At 74.5% G+C, this 20,475-nt stretch carries 17 protein-coding genes; 4 read left to right on the forward strand and 13 right to left on the reverse strand.

Translation table 11 applies throughout. From position 1 onward, the window contains the following. Window positions 1–97 precede the first annotated feature (97 nt). The gene (locus ACWERV_RS03670) at window positions 98–1,510 is read left to right on the forward strand and encodes an MFS transporter (RefSeq protein ID WP_452928254.1); all 1,413 of its coding nucleotides are present in this window, start codon (window positions 98–100) and stop codon (window positions 1,508–1,510) included. Window positions 1,511–1,705: 195 nt separating this feature from the next. Here ACWERV_RS03670 and ACWERV_RS03675 read toward each other — a convergent pair whose 3' ends face one another. The 8 genes from ACWERV_RS03675 to ACWERV_RS03710 all read right to left on the reverse strand — a co-directional run bounded on the left by ACWERV_RS03675 (window position 1,706) and on the right by ACWERV_RS03710 (window position 10,410). Continuing rightward, the gene (locus ACWERV_RS03675) at window positions 1,706–2,326 is read right to left on the reverse strand and encodes a TIGR03086 family metal-binding protein (protein WP_452928257.1); all 621 of its coding nucleotides are present in this window, start codon (window positions 2,324–2,326) and stop codon (window positions 1,706–1,708) included. Then, on the reverse strand, window positions 2,314–3,345 hold the full coding sequence (locus tag ACWERV_RS03680) for an RNA polymerase subunit sigma-70 (protein ID WP_452928259.1): 1,032 nt from the start codon (window positions 3,343–3,345) through the stop codon (window positions 2,314–2,316). The genes ACWERV_RS03675 and ACWERV_RS03680 overlap by 13 nt, the downstream gene beginning before the upstream one ends. A gap of 116 nt (window positions 3,346–3,461) precedes the next feature. Next, window positions 3,462–4,217 carry an SDR family oxidoreductase gene (locus tag ACWERV_RS03685; protein WP_452928262.1) on the reverse strand — a complete coding sequence of 252 codons (756 nt, stop codon included), beginning with the start codon at window positions 4,215–4,217 and terminating at the stop codon, window positions 3,462–3,464. A 122-nt stretch (window positions 4,218–4,339) separates the two neighbouring features. After that, window positions 4,340–4,708, reverse strand: coding sequence for a DUF427 domain-containing protein (locus tag ACWERV_RS03690; protein WP_452928265.1), 369 nt, complete (start codon window positions 4,706–4,708; stop codon window positions 4,340–4,342). A gap of 61 nt (window positions 4,709–4,769) precedes the next feature. After that, the gene (locus ACWERV_RS03695) at window positions 4,770–6,812 is read right to left on the reverse strand and encodes a GTP-binding protein (RefSeq protein ID WP_452928268.1); all 2,043 of its coding nucleotides are present in this window, start codon (window positions 6,810–6,812) and stop codon (window positions 4,770–4,772) included. Between the two features lie 178 nt (window positions 6,813–6,990). Further along, window positions 6,991–7,740 (reverse strand): succinate dehydrogenase/fumarate reductase iron-sulfur subunit, encoded by a 750-nt coding sequence (locus tag ACWERV_RS03700; RefSeq protein WP_452928271.1) that lies wholly within the window; start codon window positions 7,738–7,740, stop codon window positions 6,991–6,993. Further along, entirely contained in the window at window positions 7,737–9,695 is a 1,959-nt protein-coding gene (locus tag ACWERV_RS03705; protein WP_452928274.1) for a fumarate reductase/succinate dehydrogenase flavoprotein subunit, read from the reverse strand. Before ACWERV_RS03705 ends, ACWERV_RS03700 begins: the two co-directional genes overlap by 4 nt. Window positions 9,696–9,705: 10 nt before the next feature. Continuing rightward, window positions 9,706–10,410: a succinate dehydrogenase cytochrome b subunit gene (locus ACWERV_RS03710; protein ID WP_452928276.1), complete on the reverse strand. Its 705-nt coding sequence runs from the start codon at window positions 10,408–10,410 to the stop codon at window positions 9,706–9,708. A 93-nt stretch (window positions 10,411–10,503) separates the two neighbouring features. On the opposite strand from ACWERV_RS03710, the gene ACWERV_RS03715 reads away from it, so the two are divergent. Continuing rightward, window positions 10,504–11,436 (forward strand): LysR family transcriptional regulator, encoded by a 933-nt coding sequence (locus ACWERV_RS03715; RefSeq protein WP_452928510.1) that lies wholly within the window; start codon window positions 10,504–10,506, stop codon window positions 11,434–11,436. Window positions 11,437–11,496: 60 nt separating this feature from the next. On the opposite strand, the gene ACWERV_RS03720 is transcribed toward ACWERV_RS03715, so the two are convergent. After that, window positions 11,497–12,948: an MFS transporter gene (locus tag ACWERV_RS03720; protein WP_452928280.1), complete on the reverse strand. Its 1,452-nt coding sequence runs from the start codon at window positions 12,946–12,948 to the stop codon at window positions 11,497–11,499. 151 nt (window positions 12,949–13,099) lie between these two features. Here ACWERV_RS03720 and ACWERV_RS03725 point away from each other — a divergent pair, with 151 nt between their 5' ends. Next, a complete protein-coding gene (locus tag ACWERV_RS03725; protein WP_452928513.1) occupies window positions 13,100–13,510 on the forward strand; it encodes a winged helix-turn-helix transcriptional regulator in 411 nt (136 codons plus the stop codon). A 10-nt stretch (window positions 13,511–13,520) separates the two neighbouring features. On the opposite strand, the gene ACWERV_RS03730 is transcribed toward ACWERV_RS03725, so the two are convergent. Both ACWERV_RS03730 and ACWERV_RS03735 read right to left on the reverse strand, forming a co-directional pair. Then, the gene (locus ACWERV_RS03730; RefSeq protein WP_452928281.1) at window positions 13,521–14,147 is read right to left on the reverse strand and encodes an RraA family protein; all 627 of its coding nucleotides are present in this window, start codon (window positions 14,145–14,147) and stop codon (window positions 13,521–13,523) included. A 61-nt stretch (window positions 14,148–14,208) separates the two neighbouring features. Next, the gene (locus tag ACWERV_RS03735) at window positions 14,209–16,266 is read right to left on the reverse strand and encodes a phosphocholine-specific phospholipase C (protein ID WP_452928283.1); all 2,058 of its coding nucleotides are present in this window, start codon (window positions 16,264–16,266) and stop codon (window positions 14,209–14,211) included. Between the two features lie 319 nt (window positions 16,267–16,585). On the opposite strand from ACWERV_RS03735, the gene ACWERV_RS03740 reads away from it, so the two are divergent. Continuing rightward, on the forward strand, window positions 16,586–18,193 hold the full coding sequence (locus ACWERV_RS03740; RefSeq protein ID WP_452928286.1) for a purple acid phosphatase family protein: 1,608 nt from the start codon (window positions 16,586–16,588) through the stop codon (window positions 18,191–18,193). A 140-nt stretch (window positions 18,194–18,333) separates the two neighbouring features. Here ACWERV_RS03740 and ACWERV_RS03745 read toward each other — a convergent pair whose 3' ends face one another. Together ACWERV_RS03745 and ACWERV_RS03750 are read right to left on the reverse strand one after the other, a co-directional pair. Then, window positions 18,334–19,416 carry a tyrosine-protein phosphatase gene (locus ACWERV_RS03745; RefSeq protein WP_452928289.1) on the reverse strand — a complete coding sequence of 361 codons (1,083 nt, stop codon included), beginning with the start codon at window positions 19,414–19,416 and terminating at the stop codon, window positions 18,334–18,336. Between the two features lie 155 nt (window positions 19,417–19,571). Next, window positions 19,572–20,399, reverse strand: coding sequence for an endonuclease/exonuclease/phosphatase family protein (locus ACWERV_RS03750; RefSeq protein ID WP_452928292.1), 828 nt, complete (start codon window positions 20,397–20,399; stop codon window positions 19,572–19,574). Between the last annotated feature and the right edge of the window lie 76 nt (window positions 20,400–20,475).

The raw sequence follows: 20,475 nt of genomic DNA on the forward strand, positions 1-20,475 counted from the left end.
GACACCCACGACACCGACACCACCGACACCACCGGCGGCACCGACACCGCCGGACACCGACAGGGCCGACCGCCCCGCACCGGCGTCCACGCGGGGCGTGAAGCCGCCCGCACGGACGGCGTGGACCCTGGTCCTCGCCTCGCTGGGGGCGTTCCTGACCTCGCTCGACGTGGTGGTGGTCGCCACCGCGCTGCCCACGCTGCGCGACAGCCTGCACGCGAGCCTGGCCGACATGGAGTGGACACTCAACGGCTACAACCTGGCCTTCGCCTGTCTGATGCTCACCGGCGCGGCCCTCGGCGACCGCTTCGGGCGGCGCCGGACGTACGCGCTGGGCGTCGCCCTCTTCACGCTGGCGTCGATCGCCTGCGCGAGCGCCGGCTCCGCGCAGGCGCTGATCGCCGCCCGGGTGGTGCAGGGCGCGGGCGCGGCAGTGGTGCTGCCGTTGACGCTCACCCTGATCAGCCATGCCTTCCCGGCGGAGAAGCGGGGCGCGGCGATCGGCGTGTGGGGCGCCGTCACCGGTCTCGGGGTCGCCCTCGGGCCGGTGCTCGGCGGGCTGATCATCCAGGACATCGCCTGGCGGTGGATCTTCTGGATCAACGTGCCGGTGGGCGTCGCGGTCGCGGTGCTGGCGATGCTGCGGCTGGAGGAGAGCCGCGGCAGCCGTCCGCATCTGGACCTGGTGGGCGTGGGGCTGGTCAGCGCCGGGCTGCTGGCGCTGGTCTGGGCACCGGTGCGGGCGCCCTCGGTGGGCTGGGGCTCGGCCGAGGTCGTGGCCGCGCTCGCCGCGGGCGCGGCACTGCTGGCCGGCTTCCTCGGCTGGCAGCGCCGGGCGCGCTTCCCGATGCTGCCGCTGGGCTACTTCCGGGTGCGCGGCTTCTCCGTGGCCAACGGCACGGTCTTCTTCATGACGTTCTCGCTCATCGGCTCGCTCTTCATGATCACCCAGATGTTCCAGCTGGGTCTCGGCTACGACCCGTTGCAGACGGGGCTGCGCATCCTGGTGTGGACGGCGATGCCCATGGTCGTCGCGCCGCTCGCGGGCGCGCTGTCCGAACGCCTCGGCAACCGGCCCTTCATGGTGCTCGGCATGCTCCTCCAGGCGGTGGGCCTGCTGTGGCTCGCGCTGGTCGCGGACTCCGGCACCGGGTACGGCAGCGTGGCCGGTCCGCTGGTCGTGGCGGGCGTCGGCATCTCGATGGTCTTCCCGACGGTGGCGAACGCGGTGGTCGGCGCGGTGCCGGCCGAGGACGCCGCCGTGGCGGCGGGCACCAACAACACGGTGCGGGAGGCGGGCGGGGTCTTCGGCGTGGCCGTCCTGGTGGCCGTCTTCTCCGCCAACGGCAGCTACGGGTCGGTGAGTTCGTTCATGTCCGGCTTCCGGGCCGCGGAGGTCGTCGCCGCCGTGGCGGCGGCCGCCGGAGCGGCGGTGGCACTGCTCGCGCCGGGCAAACGGGAGGAGGACGCGGTGGCCGCACGGAGTCAGGGAACGCAGGGCACCCTCTGACGTCCCGGCCACGGGGCGGAGGAGACCGCCGCGGAACCCTTCCGGGTCCGCGGCGGTCTCCTCGGCTGCGCGTCCGGCGGTCGGGCTTCGGCGGACCTCCGCCCGCCCGCGGGCGGCCCCTCGCGTACGGCGGACCCCGGGGCCCCGTCCCGCGCGAGCCCCGGGCGTACCGGCACCGCGCGCCCGCGGACGGCGTCAGGCCCCGGGATCCGGCGCGACGCGGTCCGGGGGGCGGCCGAGGAAGGCGACCAGCCGGTCCCCCGCGCACGCGTGCGGCGGTACGGGCACGGGGGCGGCGAAGAGCGCGGGGCGGGTGGTGGCGTCGGCCACCTGCGGGGCGCGGCGCAGGACGGCCAGCGCCAGCGGCGCCGGGATGGGACGGGCCCGCCCGCACGCCTGGGCGACGTCCCAGCCGTGCACGGCCACTTCGAGCGCCCCGACCAGCGCCACCGTCTCACCGGGTATCGGCATCCCGCCGACCGCGACGGGCGCGCAGGGCGGACCCGGCCGGGCCGCCCAGCAGCGCCAGCTGTCCAGCAGCTGGTGCGCCCCGGCGGTCACGGCGGCGACCGGGTCGGCGGGCGGCGGGCCGCCCGGTCCCGCGGGCAGCAGCGCGACTCCCCCGCGGTCGGGGGCCTCCCGCAGCGCGGCCATCGACTCGTACAGATGCCACAGCAGGCGCTCCAGGTCCCAGCCCGCGCAGGGTGTGGGCCGCGGCAGCAGGGCGGGTGTGACGGTCCCGACGCAGTCCAGTCCGTATCCGACGGCCTGCTCCAGCAGCAGCACCGTCCGGCCGCGCTCGGTCAGCGCAGCCATGACACCTCCGGTGCGGTGCCGGGGGCGAGGGCGCCGGGCAGGCCGAGCAGCGGGAAGAGCGCGGGGTCGCGGAAGACGACCGCACGGGCGATCCGCCGCTCGCGCAGCGTCAGGACGCTGACGGCGTGCGGGTGGTAGAGCCCGTCGGCCGCGCGCCAGTAGAGGGCGAGCGCGGGCTGCCCGTCGTTGACGGTCAGGCCGCGCATCCGCTGGTCGGGGAGGACGGGGAAGACCTGCCGCCGCAGGAAGTCGAGTGCGACCGAGCGGTCGGCGAACCAGACGGGCTCGGGCGGCATCTCCAGCGTCGCGTCGTCGCGCAGCAGCCGGGCCAGCGCGTCGGCGTCGGCCTCCCGGAAGGCGCGGGCGAAGCTCTCGACGAGGGCGCGGCCGTCGGCGTCGAGCACGTCGTGGACGTCGTCCTCGCGCGGCGCGGCGCGCTCCAGCCGCTCCCGGGCCCGCTGGAGGGCGCTGTTGACGGCGGCGGTGCTGGTGCCGAGCAGTTCGGCGACCTCGGCGGCGCGCCAGGACAGCACATCCCGCAGGATGAGCACCGCCCGCTGCCGGGGCGGCAGTTCCTGGAGTGCGACGATCAACGCGAGGCGTACGCTGCCGCGTTCGGTGACGACCGCGGCGGGGTCCGGCGGCGGGTCGGCCATCGGCTGGACCCATGCGACGCCGGCCGGCGCCGCCTCCATGGAGACGTCCGGGTCGTCGCTGGGCGCGCCGAGCCCGGCGGGCACGACCCGGCGGCTGCGGTGCTGGAGCGCGGTCAGGCAGGCGCTGGTGGCGATGCGGTAGAGCCAGAAGCGCAGCGAGGAGCGGCCCTCGAAGCCGCGGTGGCCGCGCCAGGCGCGCAGCAGGGTCTCCTGGACCAGGTCCTCCGCGTCGTGCACCGAGCCCAGCATCCGGTAGCAGTGCGCCATCAGCTCCGGGCGGTAGGCGGCGGCCCGCGCGAGGAAGTCGTCGCCGTCGTCGGGGCGTTCGGGGGCGGTGGTGGTCTGGCCGTTCAGGGTGTTCACGTGACCTCTCCGGGTGCTCGGGGACCGGCGTCCACCAGTACAGACACCGCCCGGCCCGCAAAGTCATCGCACCCGGGCGTCCCGCCCCCGCTGCGGGGCGCCCGCGGCCGGTCGCGTCAGTCCGCGAGGGTGGCCAGGCCGTCCGCCGACAGCCCGTACGCGACGGCGTCCGCCCGCTGTCCGCGGGCGAGTTCGAGCACCGCGGCGCCCGCCGTCCCCGGCGTGAGAAGCGCGCCCGAGCGGCGGACGAAGTCCTCGGTGGTGATGCCCTCGTAGGCCGCGTAGGCGGCCGCCGCCTCGGCGCCCAGGCCGGTGGTCGGCGCCAGGGCGGGCAGCACGGCGGTGAAGCGGATGCCCAGCTCGTGGCGGCGGGACTGGCCGTCGGCGTAGGCGGTGATGAAGCGGACGGTGGCCTTGGCGCCCGCGTAGCCGCCGCTGAGCGGCGATCCGCGCAGGGCGGCCCCGCTGGAGAAGGCGATCACGGTGCTGCCGGGCGGCAGCGGCTGCCGCAGCGCGGCGCGCGTCCAGCCGAAGACATGCCGCACGTCGGTGTGCCAGGCTTCGGAGAAAGTCTCCCAGGTGTGGTCCTGGAGCGGCAGCATCGCGGGCGCGGCGCCCGCGGCGAGCACCACCGTGCGCGGGGTGTGCCGCGCGAGCAGGTCCGCGGCCAGGTCGGGGTCGGTGGCGTCGCCGGGCACGGGGACGAAGCCGTCGCCGAGGTCGGCGCGCAGCTTGTCCAGCGCCTCCCCGTCGCGGGCCAGGCCCAGGACCCGGGCGCCGGCCCGGACGAGTGCGGCGGCGACGCCGCGGCCGAAGCCGCCGCAGGCGCCGGTGACGACGGCGGTGGTTCCGGCGAGTTCGTGGACGGGCATGGTGTCTCCCTCGGTGCGTTGTCCTCGTCCGTGGCCCGTGGTGTCACGGGGTGCGCGGACGCCTCACGGATAAGGACAACGGCACGCGGGAAAACTCGTCGGCCCCGTCCGGGCCGCCGGGCTCAGTCCTCGGTCAGCTCGACGTGCTGCGGGTAGAAGGCGACGTGCCCGGCGATCCCGCCGACCGCCGGGAAGGGCTCGGTGTACGTCCACACCGCGTCGGGCACCGTGCCGTCCGCGGTGACCAGCGCGTAGTAGGAGGCGTCGCCCTTGTACGGGCAGTACGTGCTCTTGTCGCCCGGCACCAGGACGCCCGGCTCGACGTCCTCCAGCGGGATGTACTGGACCGCCGGGTACGTCCCCTCGCGGAGGGTCAGCGCCCGCGTGGTGTCGGCGACGACCTTCCCGGCGGCCCGCACGGTGACCCGCGCCGGGTTCGGTTCGACGGTGATCGGGTGGTCCGGACCGGGCGTCTTCACGGTGCGCTCCACGGGGTCCTCCCTGACGTAGCGGTACGGCACCTGCGACCGTAGGCAGATCGTCCGGGCAGGGTCAAGCACCCCCCGCCGCGGCGCGGTGCGGTACGGTCCCGAGCCGCCGCCGTACCGCCAGCAGGTACTCCCTCCGGTCCCGCGGGTCGGGGCCGGTGCGGCGGCGGACCGGGATCTCGCCGGTGACCGGGGCCCAGTGGCCGAAGGAGGTCTCCAGCACGCCCTCGCCGCTGGTCAGGGTGGGCAGCTGCCGCTCCAGGGCGTGCACGGCGGCCGCGGGGATGTCGCCCTCCAGCACATGGCGGCCGGGACCGGCCGCCGCCGGGGTGCGGGGCAGCGCCCGCAGCTTGCCGAGGACGGGCAGCACCGCGCCGAGCGCGTCGGCGGGCAGGTCCAGCCGGAAGCGGTGCACGGGCTCGTGCACCCGGGTGCCGGCCTGTCGCAGCGCGGCTGTCAGCACCAGCGGGGTGAGGTTGCGGAAGTCGCCGGAGGTGCTGGACATGCTCTTGTCGAAGACCGCGTGCGCGTGGCTCTGCCGGGCGCTGTAGCCGGAGTGCGTCATCGTCACCGTGCAGTCGGCGACCTGCCAGCCGTACAGGCCCTGGCCGAGCGTGGCGTGCACGGTCTCCTCGACGGCGGTGAAGAACGCGTAGGGCAGCGAGCCGAGTTCGACCTCGCGGCGGAAGACGACGCCGCTGCCGGGCGGCGCCGGGTCGACGCGCAGGCCGACGGTGGCCAGGAAGGGGTTGGCGTCCTTCTTGTTGAACTCCACGGCCGCGCCGCTGCCGGTGACCCGCTCGATGTGCAGCGTGGTCGTCGGCTCGAAGACCACGTCCACGCCGTAGTCGGCGGCCAGGGTCGCCTGGACGACCTCCTTCTGCACCTCGCCGTAGAGCGAGACGGCGATCTCCCCGCGGTCCTCGTCGCGCCGCAGGCCGATGAGCGGGTCCTGCTCGGCGAGCTGGCCCAGCGCGGTGTGCAGGGCCGCGCGGTCGGCGGTGCGGCGGGCGGCGACGACGGTCTCCAGGGTGGGCGGCGCGAAGTGCCGGGCGGGCGCCCCGGACGGATCGGGGACGCCGACGGTGTCGCCGATCCGTACCGCGCCGAGTCCCCACACCCGGGCGATGCGCCCGGCGGGCACGCTCGCCGCCGGGGTGTCGGTGCCGTCGGCGAAGACGCTGAGCGCGGTGACCCGGCCCTCCCCCGCCACCTGCGCTCCGCGGTGCAGCGGCGGGCGGTCGCGCACCCGCAGGGTGCCCGCGCCGATCCGGACGTACGCCACGCGCTCGCCCGCGGCGCCGCGCTGCACGGCGAAGACGGTGCCGCTCAGCGGCGCGTCCGGGTCGCCGCCGGCGCCGGGCAGCAGCCGGGCGATGCCGTCGGCGAGCGCGTCCACCCCCGCTCCGGTCACGGCGGAGCCGGCGTACACCGGGTGCACCGCGGCCCGCGCGGTCTGCGCGGCGAGCGCGTCCCGCAGCCGCCCGTACGGCAGCCCGGCGCCCTCGCCCTCGGCCCAGGCGGCGAGCAGCCCGTCGTCGTGGCCCGCGAGCACCTCGGTGAGGCGGGCGGTGAATCCGGTGTCGTCCGGCGTGTAGGGGACCGCGGCGGCCCGCGGTGTGCCCTGCTGCCGGGCGGCCGTCATCGGCACGACGTCGGGGGTGAGGCGCTCGGCGACGGCGGCCAGCGTGCGGTCGAGGTCGGCGCCGGAGCGGTCGAGCTTGTTGACGAAGACCAGCGTCGGGATGCGCAGCCGGCGCAGGGTGCGCATCAGCACGGTGGTCTGCGGCTGGACGCCCTCCACGGCGGAGACCACGAGGACGGCGCCGTCCAGGACGCCGAGCACCCGTTCGACCTCGGCGATGAAGTCGGGGTGGCCGGGGGTGTCGATGAGGTTGACGGTCGTACCGCCGAGGGCGAAGGAGACGACGGCGGACTTGATGGTGATGCCGCGCTGCCGCTCCAGCGCGAGGGTGTCGGTGCGCGTCGTGCCGCGGTCGACGCTGCCGACCGTGTCGATGACACCGGCGTGGTGCAGCAGCCGTTCGGTGAGGCTGGTCTTACCTGCGTCGACGTGCGCGAGAATGCCGAGATTGAGTGAAGCCACGGGCTGTCATGTCCTCAGGAGGCGAAGGGATTCCTGTCGGGGCGGGCATGACGGAACCGCGCATTGCTCAGTGCTCCTTCGTCGGCGATGAGGACCCGCCGACTACACCAGAACGCCCCCGCGGGCGGCAACCGGATATCCGGCGGACGCGGCGCGGGGGCGCGGGCGGGGCGGGCCCCTACTTCCGGGAGACCTTGCGGTTGGCGCGCAGCCACTCGCGGTTCATCGAGGTGATGGAGGTCAGCGGGATGCCCTTGGGGCAGGCGGTCGCGCACTCGCCGGTCAGGGTGCAGCCGCCGAAGCCCTCGGTGTCCATCTGCGCGACCATGTCCAGCACCCGGGTCTCGCGCTCCGGGGCACCCTGCGGCAGGACGTTGAGGTGGTTGATCTTCGCCGAGGTGAAGAGCATCGCCGAGCCGTTCGGGCAGGCGGCGACGCACGCGCCGCAGCCGATGCACTCGGCGTGCTCGAAGGCGCTGTCGGCGGCGGCCTTGGGCACGGGCGTGGCGTGCGCCTCGGGGGCGGAGCCGGTGGGCGCGGTGACGTAGCCGCCGGACTGGATGATCCGGTCGAAGGACGAGCGGTCCACGACCAGGTCGCGCACCACCGGGAAGGCGGCCGCGCGCCACGGCTCGACGTCGATGGTGTCGCCGTCCCGGAAGGAGCGCATGTGCAGCTGGCAGGTGGTGGTGCGCTCGGGGCCGTGCGCGTCGCCGTTGATGACCAGGCTGCACGCCCCGCAGATGCCCTCGCGGCAGTCGTGGTCGAAGGCGACGGGTTCCTCGCCCTCGACGGTGAGCCGCTCGTTGAGGGTGTCGAGCATTTCCAGGAAGGACATGTCGGGCGAGATGCCGTCCACCTCGTAGGTGGTCATGCCGCCGGGCGCGGCGGCGTCGTGCTGGCGCCAGATGCGCAGGGTGAGCCTCATGCGTAGCTCCGCTGGGTGGGGTGTACGTAGTCGAAGACCAGGTCTTCGCGGTGCAGGACGGGGGCGGCGCCGGTGCCGGCGAACTCCCAGGCGGCGGCGTAGGAGAACTCCTCGTCGCGGCGGGCGGCCTCGCCGTCCGGGGTCTGCGACTCCTCGCGGAAGTGGCCGCCGCAGGACTCGGCGCGGTGCAGCGCGTCCAGGCACATCAGCTCGGCCAGCTCCAGGTAGTCGACGACGCGGTTGGCCCGCTCCAGCGACTGGTTGAACTCCGCCTCGGTGCCGGGCACCTTGATGCGGCGCCAGAACTCCTCGCGGATCTGCGGGATCCGGTCGAGCGCCTTGCGCAGCCCTTCCGCGGTGCGGGCCATGCCGCAGAACTCCCACATCAGCTCGCCGAGTTCACGGTGGAAGGAGTCGGCGGTGCGATCGCCGTCCGCGGCGACCAGGCGGTGCAGCCGGCCGGTGGTCTCTTCGAGCACCGCGGCGACCTCGGGGTGGTCGGCGCCGGGGGTGTCGTGGCCGGGGTGCCGGGCGAGGTAGTCGTTGAGGGTGGCGGGCAGCACGAAGTAGCCGTCGGCCAGGCCCTGCATGAGCGCGGAGGCGCCGAGCCGGTTGGCGCCGTGGTCGGAGAAGTTGGCCTCGCCGATCGCGAACAGACCCGGGATCGTGGTCTGGAGGTCGTAGTCGACCCACAGCCCGCCCATCGTGTAGTGCACGGCCGGGTAGATCCGCATCGGGACCTCGTACGGGTTCTCCGCGGTGATCCGCTCGTACATATCGAAGAGGTTACCGTACTTCGCCTCGACGGCCTTGCGGCCCATCCGGGCGATGGCGTCGGCGAAGTCGAGGTAGACGCCCTGGCCGCCGGGTCCGACGCCGCGGCCCTCGTCGCAGACGTTCTTGGCGGCGCGCGAGGCGATGTCGCGCGGCACCAGGTTGCCGAAGGAGGGGTAGATGCGCTCCAGGTAGTAGTCGCGCTCGTCCTCGGGGATCTCGCCGGGCGGGCGGGTGTCGCCCTTCGCCCTGGGCACCCAGATGCGGCCGTCATTGCGCAGCGACTCGCTCATCAAGGTGAGCTTGGACTGGTGGTCGCCGGTGCGCGGGATGCAGGTGGGGTGGATCTGGGTGAAGCAGGGGTTGGCGAAGTACGCGCCGCGGCGGTGGGCCCGCCAGATCGCGGTGGCGTTGGAGTTCATGGCGTTGGTCGACAGGTAGAAGACGTTGCCGTAGCCGCCGGAGGCGAGGACGACGGCGTCCGCGAAGTACGGGGTGATCTCGCCGGTGACCAGGTCGCGGGCGACGATGCCGCGGGCCCGGCCGTCGACGACGAGCAGGTCCAGCATCTCGGTGCGCGGGTGCAGTTCGACGCTGCCGGCCGCGATCTGCCGGGAGAGCGCCTGGTAGGCGCCGAGCAGCAGTTGCTGACCCGTCTGGCCGCGGGCGTAGAAGGTGCGGGAGACCTGGACGCCGCCGAAGGAGCGGGTGTCGAGCAGGCCGCCGTACTCGCGGGCGAAGGGGACGCCCTGGGCGACGCACTGGTCGATGATCTCCACCGAGATCTGCGCCAGCCGGCGCACGTTGGACTCGCGGGAGCGGAAGTCGCCGCCCTTGACGGTGTCGTAGAAGAGCCGGTGGATGGAGTCGCCGTCGTTGCGGTAGTTCTTGGCGGCGTTGATGCCGCCCTGCGCGGCGATCGAGTGGGCCCGGCGCGGGGAGTCCTGGTAGCAGAACTGGACGACGTGGTAGCCCTGTTCGGCGAGCGTGGCGCCCGCGGAGCCGCCGGCCAGTCCGGTGCCGACGACGATGACGGTGTGCTTGCGGCGGTTGGCGGGGTTGACCAGCTTGGCGGTGAAGCGGCGGGTGTCCCAGCGCTCCTCGATCGGGCCGTCGGGCGCCTTGGTGTCGGCGATCGGCTCGCCGGTGGTGTAGTCGGCGTAGTCGGTGGGGTTGCTCATGTCGGACCCTTCAGCTCACGAGGCCGGTCATGACGCCGACCGGCACGGCGATGAAGCCTGCCGTCAGCAGCAGGGCGAGGACGTTCGCGGTGCCCTTGAGCACCCGGTCGCGGGTGGCGCTGCCCGCGCCGAGGGTCTGCGCGGCGCTCCAGAAGCCGTGCCGGACGTGCAGGCCGAGCGCGAGCATCGCCGCGATGTAGAAGACGTTGTTCCACCAGTCGTGGAAGGCGGCCACGACGTTGTGGTACGGGTGGCCTGGCACGAAACCGCGCTGCACGGTGCCGGTGGTGAGGTCCAGGATGTGCCAGACGATGAAGAGCGCGAGGATCACGCCGCCCCAGCGCATGGTGCGGGTCGCGTAGCTGGAGCGCGCCTTGCGGTGGACGTAGCCGACCGGGCGCGAGCGGATGTCGCGGCGGCTGAGCTGGTACGCGCACACGCCGTGCGCGACCACGGCGGCGACCAGGCCCGCCCGGACGATCCACAGCGCCCACTCGTAGTGGAAGAAGGGCTCGCCGAGGGTGCGCAGCCAGTGCGCGTAGCCGTCGAAGGTGCCGGGACCGAAGAAGATCTTGAGATTGCCGTACATGTGGACGACCAGGTAGAGCAGCATCACCAGGCCGCTCACCGCCATGACCGCCTTCTTGCCGACGGAGGAGTCCCAGACCGTGCGGACCGCCGAGGGGCGCCGGTCCGGCCGCGTTGCCAATGCCATGGACACGACGCTACGGCCGGGTGCCACCAGTGGTCCAAGACATGATCGGGCTGGAGTCGATAGGCACCGGCTATGGAGAGCTACCCTGACAGGGTGCAGTTCCAGCAGCTCGCGTACTTCGTGGCCGTCGCGGACACCCGGCACTTCACCCGGGCCGCGCAGGCCCTGCACGTCTCCCAGCCGTCGCTGTCGCAGCAGATCAGGGCGCTGGAGAAGGAGCTGGGTGCGGCCCTGTTCAGCCGGGCCCGGGGCAACATCGCGCTCACCGACGCCGGTGAGACGCTGCTGCCGCTGGCCCGGCGGATCCTCGCCGACGCCGACACCGCGCGGCACGAGGTGCTGGAACTGGTGCAGCTGCGCCGCGGCCGGGTCCGGCTCGGCGCGACCCCGAGCCTGGCCACCGGGCTGCTGCCCGACGTGCTGCGGGCCTTCCACGACCGGCACCCCGGTATCCGGCTGCTGATCGAGGAGGGCGGCTCGCACGACCTGGTGCGGCACCTGGCCCGCGGGGCGCTGGACCTGGCGCTCGTGGTGCTGCCGCTGCCCAGCCCGTCGCCCGCGCTGACCACGGTGGAGCTCTTCCAGGAGGACCTGGTCGTCGTCTCGTCCGCCGCGGACGGGCCGCCCTCGGAGTCCACCGCCGGGCCGCTGCGGATCGCCGATCTGGAGGGCCTGCCGATGGTGATGTTCCGGCACGGCTACGACCTGCGCGACCTCACCCTCGCGGCCTGCCGGGCGGCGGGATTCGAGCCGTACCTCACGGTCGAGGGCGGCGAGATGGACGCGGTGCTGGGGTTCGTACGGGCCGGGCTCGGCATCGGCGTCGTGCCCGCGACCGTGGCCGCCCGAGCCGGGCTGGACCTGCGGGTGACGCCGCTGGCCCGGCCGGGCCTGCGGCGTACCGTCGCGCTGGCCCACCGCAGCGACGTCGCCCCGCCGCGGGCCGCCCGCGTCCTCCAGGACGTGCTGCTGACCGCGGCGCGCCGGGCGGTGGCCTCGCCGGGCCTGCACCCGGGCCGGAGCTGAACCCGGGGCGCGGGGGCGGGCCCGGCGGGTCGGGAGGGGCGGACGCGGCCCCGGTGCGTACTACCCCTCCGTCCGCATCCGCGGCAGCAGGAGCAGCGCCACCAGCAGCGCGGCGAAGGCGAACCCGGCGCCGATGAGGAAGGCCTCGTGGAAGCCGCTCGCCCGAGCGGCCCGCAGAGCGCTCGCGGACGGGCCGGAGGCCGTGTGGCCGATCCGGGTGAAGGCCGCGGTGGACACGACCGCCAGGCCGACCGCGCCGCCCGCCTCCTGGCTGGTGTTGATCAGCCCGGCGGCCACCCCAGACTCGCGCTCGGCCACCCCGAAGGCCGCGGCGATCTGCAACGGCACGAAGGACATCCCCAGCCCCACGCCGACCAGCACGAAGGGCGGCAGCACCCGCCCGGCGTACCCGGCGTCGAGGGGCAGCCGGGCGAGCAGCAGCAGCCCGGCCGTGGCGAGCGCGAGGCCCGCGGCGAGCACCGCCCGCGCCGGGAGCTTGGTGACCAGGCCGGAGGCGACGCCCGCGCCCACGATCACCGCGACCGCGAGCGGGACGTAGGCCAGCCCGGTCCGCAGCGCGTCGTAGCCCAGCACCTGCTGCATGAACAGGCTGGCGAAGAAGAACAGCGTACCCATCGCCCCGAGCATCAGCACCGTGCCGAGGTTGGCGGCGCGCAGTGCGCGCAGCCGGAAGATCCGCATCGGCAGCAGCGGGGCCGCCGTGCGCAGTTCGACGGCGACGAAGGCGGCGAGCAGCAGCGCGGCACCGGCCAGTCCGCCGATGGTCCGCGCGGTGGCCCAGCCCGCCGTGACCGCCTGGTCGAGGGTGAAGATGAGCAGCAGCAGTCCTGCCGTCAGGGTCGCCGCGCCCACGGCGTCGAAGCGGCGCGGTCCGTCGTGCGCGGCCCGGCTCTCGGGCAGCACCCGCGGCGCGAGGAGAAGGGCGGTGAGCGCGACGGGCACGTTGACGAAGAAGATCCAGCGCCAGCCGGGACCCTGGGTGAGCAGCCCGCCGAGCAGCACCCCGAGCACGGAGGCGACTCCGGCGAGCGCGCCCCAGATGCCGAGCGCCTTGTTGCGCGCGGCACCCTCGGGGAAGGTCGTGGTGAGCGTGGAGAGCGCCGCGGGCGCGGTCAGCGCGGCGCCCAGGCCCTGGACGGCGCGGGCGGCGATGAGCACGGCGGGCTCGTGCGCGAGGCCCGCGGCGAGCGATGCGGCGCCGAAGAGCGCCATGCCGGCCTGCAGCAGGCGCCGCCGTCCGAGCATGTCGGCGAGCCGGCCGCCGAGCAGCAGGAAGCCGCCGAGGACGGTGCCGTAGGCGGTCACGACGAGCTGGAGGTCGCCGTCGGCCATGCCCAGGCCGCGCTGGAGGGAGGGCAGGGCGACGTTCACGATCGTGACGTCAAGGTAGACCATCGACTGCACCACGCAGAGGAAGGCCAGGACCAGGCCGGGGCGTACGGCGGCCGGGGCGTGCGGAGCGGGGCCGCGCCGGGCGGCGGTGAGAGACATGGCCCGGACGCTAGCAACGCCGATATAGTAGGTACCTAGAAGAAAGTGGCTACGGATTCTCCCGGCGGGCCCGCCGGATCCGCCGCACGGCGGCCCCGGGCTCCGGCGGCGGGTCCGCCGAGTCCCGAGAGGCGCAGCAGACATGCCCGAGATGATGTCCCCGCCCGCCGGTGCCCGCACCGCCCGGGGCGCCGCCGCGGGGGTCCAGGCGGAGCCGTGCCCCATCGCGCCCGTCGTGGACCTGGTGTTCAGCCGCTGGACGACACCGATCCTGTGGGCGCTCAACCAGTTCGGCCGGCAGCGTTTCGTGGAGCTGGAGCGCCGGATCGGCACCATCACCCCGAAGGTGCTCACCCAGCGGCTGCGCCAGATGGAGCGCGACGGCCTGGTGGTGCGCACCTACCACCCGGAGGTGCCGCCCCGGGTGGAGTACGAGATCAGCGAGCTGGGGGTGAGCCTCGCCCCGCTCTTCCACCACCTCACCGAGTGGTGGCGCGAGCACGCCGGCGACGTGGCCGACGCCCGCACCGGCTACGACGACCGGGGCGGGCCGATGCCGTGACGAGCCGGGTTCAGTCCCGGTAGCCGCCCTCGGCGAGCGCCGCGTCGATCCGGGCGCGGTGCTCGGCCTCCCAGGCGTCGAGGTCCTGGGCGGCCTCCTTGGCGAGCTTCGTGCGGGCCGCCGCCAGCACCTCGCCGGTCCGGCCCGCGGGGACGACGGCGACGCCCTCCTCGTCGGCCACCACGACGTCGCCCGCGTGCACCCGGACACCGCCGCAGTCGACCGGCTCGCCGAGCGGCAGCACCGCGGACTTCACCCCCGGGCAGGGCACGATGCCGCGGGCGAGCACCGGGAAGCCCATCGCGCGGATCTCGGCGAGGTCGCGGATCACCCCGTCGACGACGAAACCGGCGATGCCGCGGCGCTGCGCGACGGCGCAGACGTTGCCGCCCGCGACCGCGAAGTCGGTGTCCCCGGCCGCCATCACGATCACCGAGCCCGCCGGGGCCCGGTGGATCGCGGCGTGCAGCATGAGGTTGTCGCCGGGCGGGCAGCGCACGGTGAAGGCCGGTCCCGCGATCCGCGGCGCCGGTCCCCACAGCGGGCGCAGTCCGTGGTCCATCACCTGGCCGCGTCCGAGGACGTCGGCGAGGGTAGTCGGGGAGATCTCCCGGAAGTCGTGCGCGTCGCTGCCCATGGTCGGCCTTTCCGTGCGGGGCGCCCCCGGCCGGGAGCGCCCCTGGCACGTTACCGGGCGGTCAGCCGGTGGCGAGGGCGGGGTCGCTGACGCCCGGCCGCCCGTTCTCGACGTGTCCCGCCAGGCGGCGCAGGAACGCCGGGTCGTGGTCGGCGGTCACCGTCAGGTCGTACCAGCGCTTGCCGCGGGCCAGGTCGACGGTGTGCGTCTCGCGCCGGCCGGGGCGCAGGGTGTGGACGGTGTGCCCGCCGTCGTAGGAGTTGCGGACGGTCAGCCGGACCTCGCCGCGCCCGTTGTTGACGAGGGTCAGCTCGACCCGGCCGGTGGCGGCGTGGTGGCGGGCGGTCACCTCGGGTCCGGCCCGGCGGGCGGAGCCGCGGAAGGCCCGCAGGAATCCGGCCGGGCCGTACGCGGTCACGTCGTAGCCGCCGTCCCGGTCCGCGGTCTCCCACCGGCCGCTGACGGTCCGCCCGGCCGCCGCGGTGTACGTCCGCGGGGCGTCCTCTCCCGCGGCGGTGACGTGGAAGCACGCGCCCGCGCCCGCTCCGGCGAAGAAGGTGAGGCTCAGTGCGCCCTTGTCCGGGGACACCGAGGCGTCCACCAGCGGCGCGTACGGCAGCGGGCGGGTGGGGCGGCTGCCGCGCTCCTGCACCGGCAGCTTCTGGTCGGCGGGCGGCACGGGCACGTAGCTGTCGTGCCGGTCGCCGTCCTGCGGGCGGTAGCCGTCGGTGGCGGGCAGCGGGGCGGTCCGCTCGCGGGCGAGGGAGAAGTCGAAGGCCGAGGTCAGGTCGCCGCACACGGCGCGGCGCCACGGTGAGATCTGCGGCTCGTGCACCCCGAAGCGGCGCTCCATGAAGCGGACCAGCGAGGTGTGGTCGAAGACCTCGGAGCACACGTAGCCGCCGGTGCTCCACGGGGAGACGACCGTCATCGGCACCCGCTGCCCGAGCCCGTAGGGCCCCGCGGCGTAGGTGCCGTTGCCCGGGAAGATCTCCAGGTCGGTGCTGACGGTGGAGGCGCCGCGGCCGGGCGCGGGCGGTGCGAAGGGCGGCACGACGTGGTCGAAGTAGCCGTCGTTCTCGTCGTAGGTGATGAACAGCGCGGTCCTGCTCCACACCTCGGGGTCGGCGGTGAGCGCGTCCAGCACCTGCGAGATGTACCAGGCGCCGTAGTTGGCGGGCCAGTTGGGGTGCTCGGAGAAGGCCTCGGGGGCGGCGATCCAGGAGATCTGCGGCAGCCGCCCGGCGGTGACGTCGGCGCGCAGCACGTCGAAGAAGCCGTCGCCGGCCGCGGCGTTCGTGCCGGTGCGGGCCTTGTCGTAGAGCGGGTCGCCGGGGCGGGCGTTGCGGTAGTTGTCGAAGTACAGCAGCGAGTTGTCGCCGTAGTTGCCGCGGTAGGCGTCCTGGATCCAGCCCCAGGAGTGCTCGGCGTCCAGGCCGTCGCCGATGTCCTGGTAGATCTTCCAGGAGATCCCGGCCCGCTCCAGCCGCTCGGGGTAGGTCGTCCACGAGTAGCCCAGCTCGGAGTTGTCGACGACCGGGCCTGCTCCCTTGCCGTCGTTTCCGGTCCAGCCGGACCACATGTAGTAGCGGTTGGGGTCGGTGCCGCCGATGAACGAGCAGTGGTAGGCGTCGCAGACGGTGAAGGCGTCGGCGAGGGCGTAGTGGAAGGGGATGTCCTCGCGCGTCAGGTACGCCATGGTGGCCGGGGACTTGGCGGGGATCCAGCGGTCGTAGCGGCCGTCGTGGACGGCGGCGTGGCTGCCGGTCCACTCGTGGTTGAGGCCCTCGATGAACTGCATGCCCAGGCCGCCGGCGTCCGGGTGGTAGGGCAGCACGTCGTTGCCCGCGGCGTCGGGCTGGTGGAGGACGGACCTGCCGTTCGCCAGCAGCACCGGCCGCGGGTCGCCGAAGCCGCGCACCCCGCGCATCGTGCCGAAGTAGTGGTCGAAGGACCGGTTCTCCTGCATCAGGACGACGATGTGCTCGATGTCCTTGATGGTGCCGGTGCGGCGCCGGGCCGGGATCGCGGCGGCACGGGCGATGCTGCCGGACAAAGCGCTGAAGCCGGCGGTGGCGCCGGCGATCTGCAGGAAACGCCGCCGGGTGGGTTCGGCCATGGGTCGGAACACCTCTTCGCTCGTCGAGGGTGCGGGAGTGCGGTGGTTGCGGGAGTGGACGCGCAAGGCGGTCCCCACAGCAGCGACCCCGGGCGAACCGTCCGTGACGGCCGTGTGACGTACCACGGTACGCGTCACGAACAGCCGTCCGCGGCACGGCGCGGGCGGCGGTGCGGCACGCGGGCCGCCGGCGGCGGCGGGAGTCCGGGCGCGGCACGGCCGCGTCTTCCGACCCGCGGTGGACAGCCGGTGTTCAACTGGGCGTCGCCGGGGGGCGCGAGTCTGCACGCGATCCCAGCCCATGCACCAAGGAGCAACGATGGTCGCACAGATGGACACCCCGGAGCCGTCCGCGTCGGGTGACCGCCTCAGCCGGCGTACCGCGGTCGGACTGCTGGGCAGCGCGGGGGTGGGCGCGGTCGCCGTGCCGCTGCTGGGCGCCGGCACCGCGTCCGCCGCCCCGGCCGGGGCGCCCGCCTTCCACCCCACCCCCGACGCGGGCGGCGCCTCCCCGGTGCTGGGCCTGCACCTCACCTTCGGCAAGGACCCGTCGACCCAGATGGCGGTGTCCTGGATCACCGACGGGCCGGTCAAGCGCCCCCGGGTGCTCTACGGCACGCTGGAGCACGGCCTGGGCTCCGGCGCCGCGGCGCGGACGCGCACGTACACCGACGGCAAGTCGGGCCGCACGGTGTACGTCCACCACGTGCTGCTCGGCGGGCTGCGCCCCGGCACCGACTACTACTACCTCGCCTCGCACGACGGCGGCACCCCGGACAGCGGCACCTTCCGCACCGCGCCGCGCGGCCGGCAGCCGCTCACCTTCACCAGCTTCGGCGACCAGTCGGCCCCCCAGGTGACCTGGTCCGCGGACGGCACGGTGGCGCTGGACGCCAACTCCACGCCCGCCACGATGGACATCGTCACCGGCGTCGAGCAGGTCGCGCCGCTCTTCCACCTGCTCAACGGCGACCTGTGCTACGCCAACCTGGACGTGGACCGGGTGCGCACCTGGAACAACTTCTTCGCCAACAACTCGCGTTCGGCCCGTTTCCGGCCGTGGATGCCCGCCGCGGGCAACCACGAGATCGAGTCCGGCAACGGCCCGCTGGGCCTGGGCGCCTACCAGACGTACTTCCAGCTGCCCTCGACCGAGACGGACGACGAGCTGGCGGGCCTGTGGTACGCCTTCACGGCCGGGTCGGTGCGGGTGATCGTGCTGCAGAACGACGACGTGGCCCTCCAGGACGGCGGCGACAACTACCTGCACGGCTACTCCGGCGGGCGCCAGCTGGCCTTCCTGGAGCGGGAGCTGAAGGCGGCCCGACGGGACCGCGACATCGACTGGATCGTCGTGGCGATGCACCAGGTGATGATCAGCTCCTCCGACGCCAACGGCGCGGACCTCGGCCTGCGGGCCGCGTACGGGCCGCTGTTCGACCGCTACCAGGTCGATCTCGTGGTGTGCGGGCACGAGCACAACTACGAGCGCTCGCTCGCGGTGCGCGGCGTGGTCAGCGGCAGCGAGACGCTGACCCCGAACCCGGCCTCGCACCGCACCGACGACATCGACACCGGCCTCGGCACCGTCCACATGGTGCTGGGCGGCGGCGGTGTCTCGGGCACCACCAACCAGGCCTTCTTCCAGGACGGCACCGCCAAGGTGATCACCGCGGTGGCCGACAGCCGCCCCTCCGGCGGCGGCAAGCGCGCCGCGACGTACGTCAAGGAGCAGGCGGTCTGGACGGGCGTGCGCGACATCGAGCACCCGTACGGCTTCGCGGCCTTCACCGTCGACCCGGGCCGCTTTCCCGGCGACACGACCCGGATGCACGTCACGTACTACAACGTGAACAAGCCGCACGGCGAGCTGTCGGTCTTCGAGCAGTTCACGCTGCACCGCAAGCGCTCGGACGGTCGCGGCTGACACCCGCGTCCCGTCACCGGTGCGGCGGCCCGCGGGAACTGCTCCCGCGGGCCGCCTTCCGCCGCGCCGTACACCGGATATGGGACCGGGTACACAGATCCCCTTCGCGGGGACGAGCCGGGGGGACGGCGGACGCGGGGTCAGACGAGCAACTTGGCCTTGAGCGCGGCGATGTCGGCGTCGGTCAGCGTCAGGCCCTGGTGCAGATAGCCGTCGAAGCTGCCGTAGATCGCGTCGACCTCGTCGAAGGCGGCGTTCAGCCAGGACAGTTCGACCGCGTCGGGGTCGCCCGTGTAGGTGTTGCTCGCCAGGAAGTCGGCCTCGACGGTGGCCCGCGGCACCCCGAGCAGGGTCAGCAGCACGGCGTCGGCCCAGCCGGTGCGGTCCTTGCCCGCCGTGCAGTGGAGGACGGTGGCGCCGGGGTTGTGCTCAACGGCGGTGAGGGCGTCGTGGAAGGCGTAGTCGGCGCCGACGAAGTTCACCATGAAGGGGTAGCCGATGGACTGCCCGAGGTCGGAGGAGCCGCTGAACAGCCCGGCGGCGAGCGCCTGGAGGAGCGTGGCGGCGGCGTCCTTGTGGAACCTGACGCCGTGCGCGACCGAGACGACGTCGGCGACCTGGTAGGCGACGCCCGCGGGGAGCCGGTCGGGGTCGTCGGAGCGCTCGCCCGCGTTGCGCAGGTCGACATCGAGGGTGACGCCCTCGGCGGTGAGCACCTGCTGCTCGGCGGCGGTCAGGCCGCTGAGCTTGCCCGAGCGGTAGACGACGCCGGTGCGTACCCAGTGGCCGTCGGCGGTGCGGTAGCCGCCCGCGTCGCGGAAGTTGCGCGCGTCGGGCAGGCCGAGCGAGCGCTCGGCCACGGTGAGCGCGGAGCCGTCGGGGGTGGTGAGCCGGAAGTACCAGCGCGCGGCGCCCGGCAGGGTGCCCGCCGGGACGGTGAGGCTGCCCGTGCCGGGGCCCGCGCCGAGCGCGACACCGGCGGTGTCCGAGGCGCCGGTCACGGCGGTGACGCCGACCTGGGCGGCGGTCGAGGTCCAGCTGACCAGGTAGCTGCCGTCGGCGTTGAGTGTGGCCTGCGCGGCGGTGAACGGGGCGGCGGACACCGCGGCGTCGGCGGCGGCCACGGCCGGGGCGGCGGTGGCCGGTGCGGCGAGCGGACCGGCGGCGGTGGCGCCGAGGACGGCGGCGACGGCGAGAGCCAGTGCGGTACGGGGGATGCGCACGGAGTGCTCCTCACGTGAGGTGGACGTCGCCGCCATCCATCCCCCTGTACATGACACCCGGGTGGCCCGCCGGGGACCGCCGCGGAAAGTCCCGCCGCAGAACTGCCGCAGCACCGCCGCAGGACCGCCGCGCGAACCCCGCGGCGCGGCCCCCGTCAGCCCCCGCCCGGCATGTCCAGGTCGGCGAGCACCCCGGCGTGGTCGGAGGGCCAGACGCCCGCGACCTCCCCGGTGCCGATCCGCCGCACGTCCAGGACCCGCCCGAGACCGCCGGGTCCGGGCGGCCCGACATGGATGTGGTCCACGCGGGCGGGCGGCTCGCCGTGCACCGCGGCGTACGGGTTGGCCGGGTCCCAGGTCGCGCCGGGCAGCCCGGGGGCGGCGTACTCCCAGGCGTCCAGCAGGGTCAGGCCGGGCGCCGCGGGGGCGGTCCGGTAGCCGCCGAGCAGCCGTATCTCGTCGGAGTCCGGCCAGGCGTTGAAGTCCCCGGTCACCACCGGGGGGAAGCCGGTGCCGCCGCGGCGGGCGGCGACGAGAGCGGCGAGCGCCCGCACCTGCGCGCAGCGCACCGCCGAGGCGGCCAGGTCCGCCGTGAGGTGTGTGGTGAAGAACGGCACCGGGTGCCCCGGGGCGTCCAGCCGCGCGTACAGGGCGAGCCGCCCGTCGTCCTCGCCGGGCCGGGCGGGCAGCTCGACCACCGCCCGCTCGGTGACGGGCCAGCGGCTGAGCACCGCGTTGCCGACCTCGGCGGCGGGCTCGCCGGTCCGGCGCCGCCAGCCGTGCGGCGCCCGGGAGGCGGCCCACGTCCAGTGCATCCCGAGACGCTCCGCGAGCCACCCGGCGAGGTTCTCGCCGTCGGCCTCCCACACCTCCTGCAGGCCCACCGCGTCCGGCCGCAGCTCCCGCAGCACCTCCAGGACCGCCTCGCGGCGCCTTTCCCAGGGGCCGAAGCGCCACCACAGATTCCAGGTCAGCACGCGCATCGCCGTGTCCCTCCCCCGGCGGAGCGCCCGCGACGCCCCGCGCCCTTGCGTACCGGCACCGTCCCGGCCGGTCACC

The organism is Streptomyces sp. NPDC004031 (assembly GCF_053604375.1).